Origin of the sequence: Streptomyces sp. TRM68367 (genome assembly GCF_014495685.1) — a bacterium.
Lineage (GTDB): Bacteria > Actinomycetota > Actinomycetes > Streptomycetales > Streptomycetaceae > Streptomyces.
The window spans coordinates 1-1,291 of record NZ_JACTVI010000272.1; the positions used below are offsets into that span (position 1 = coordinate 1).

1 protein-coding gene and 2 pseudogenes are annotated in these 1,291 nt (G+C 66.2%); 2 read left to right on the forward strand and 1 reads right to left on the reverse strand.

The window, feature by feature from the left end; all coding sequences use genetic code 11:
• Positions 1-96: 96 nt before the first annotated feature.
• Positions 97-240, forward strand: a pseudogene (locus H8R17_RS49045) (transposase); the annotation flags it as partial.
• A 9-nt stretch (positions 241-249) separates the two neighbouring features.
• Here H8R17_RS49045 and H8R17_RS45440 read toward each other — a convergent pair.
• Positions 250-864 carry a hypothetical protein gene (locus tag H8R17_RS45440; protein ID WP_187828989.1) on the reverse strand — a complete coding sequence of 205 codons (615 nt, stop codon included), beginning with the start codon at positions 862-864 and terminating at the stop codon, positions 250-252.
• 141 nt (positions 865-1,005) lie between these two features.
• Here H8R17_RS45440 and H8R17_RS45445 point away from each other — a divergent pair.
• Positions 1,006-1,192: pseudogene (locus tag H8R17_RS45445) on the forward strand (IS5/IS1182 family transposase); the annotation flags it as partial.
• Positions 1,193-1,291 lie beyond the last annotated feature (99 nt).

Sequence of the window (1,291 nt, forward strand, 5' to 3'; positions counted from 1 at the left end):
GCACAGTCCACAACCTCAACAAGCTCATCAACCACACGCCCAAGACGCACTCTTGACCTTCACCGGGCAGGAGCCGTGCGACAGCCTCCGGCACGTCCGGCGGCCGCACCGAAACCGTCCCGGCCGGGCCCGGGACGGCCTCCCGGCTCGAAGAACAAGCACCGGGCCAGGCGCCACGACGTCGGCAAGACGGTCAAACGCGCCGAGTCGATCAAGGAACACCAAGCCCGCCGAGGATAAACGCCAAGCTCAGCGGGTGTTCCTTGCTCGAACCACGCGTACAGGTCCAGGGATGCGATGAGGGTTGCCTGGCTGTCGGTGAATCTGGATCTGGACAGGTCCGGTGATCGGTTCGGCAATCTTCCGGGCAGCGTCGGCACGCACCTGCTCAAGGTAGCCGGGGGCGCTGACCTCCCCGATCGCGTCCCGGATCTCCGCCACGGGCCGCATGTCCTTGGGGGTGAAGTGCTTGGACTTCTTGGCGGACGCCAAAAACTGGGACAGCTCCACGATGAAGGCGGCGTCCATCATTCGGAAATAGACGGCCGCGGACTTCGGCCCGTTCAGCTTCACCAGGGCGAGACCGGTCGGGAACTGGGCCGCCAGCAGGCACTCGGCATCCGCCTGGTTCAGCCTGATCCGCCCGTCGTCCCGATCCGTCGCGCGGACGCTGAAGCCGACGAAAACTCCGGATACCGGTCCGGTCCGGCCGAAGCCCGCGGCCAGGTCCGCCTGGCACAGGAAGTCGAACCCGAAGTCGTGTTCGACCTTGTTGGAGATGATGAAGTTCTCCTGGCAGGAGAGCCGGAACCGGTCCTCTCCGATCGCCCCGATGCGCTGGGCGGCGTTGCGTTTCTTCGGCACGGTCCCCCGGATCGCATGTTCCTGTCAGGCGGGCCGGGTGCGTCTGCTGCTCCCACGGCCGCATCTGCTGCTCGTTCCTCATTATCGCAGCCGCACCGGATCGCCCGCACAGATATCTGGTCACCGCTCAGCAATGCCGATGAGGACCTGAACTGGGCTATCTCGGTGGACTCCACGATCGTGCGCGCGCATCAGCACGCGTCCGGAGCCCGTAAAAAGGGCCCCGGCCGGTGAACCGCCCGACCATGCCATCGGCCGGTCCCGCGGGGGCCTAACGGCGAAGGTCCACCTCGCGTCCGACGACCGGTGCCGGCCCCTTGGTCTTCGCCCTGACTGCCGGGCTGTGAGCGATCACGAAATTCCCCAGGTGGAGCGGGTTCCGCGTCACGTAATTCCCCACCCCCGCGGTCACGTAATTCCCCATGGG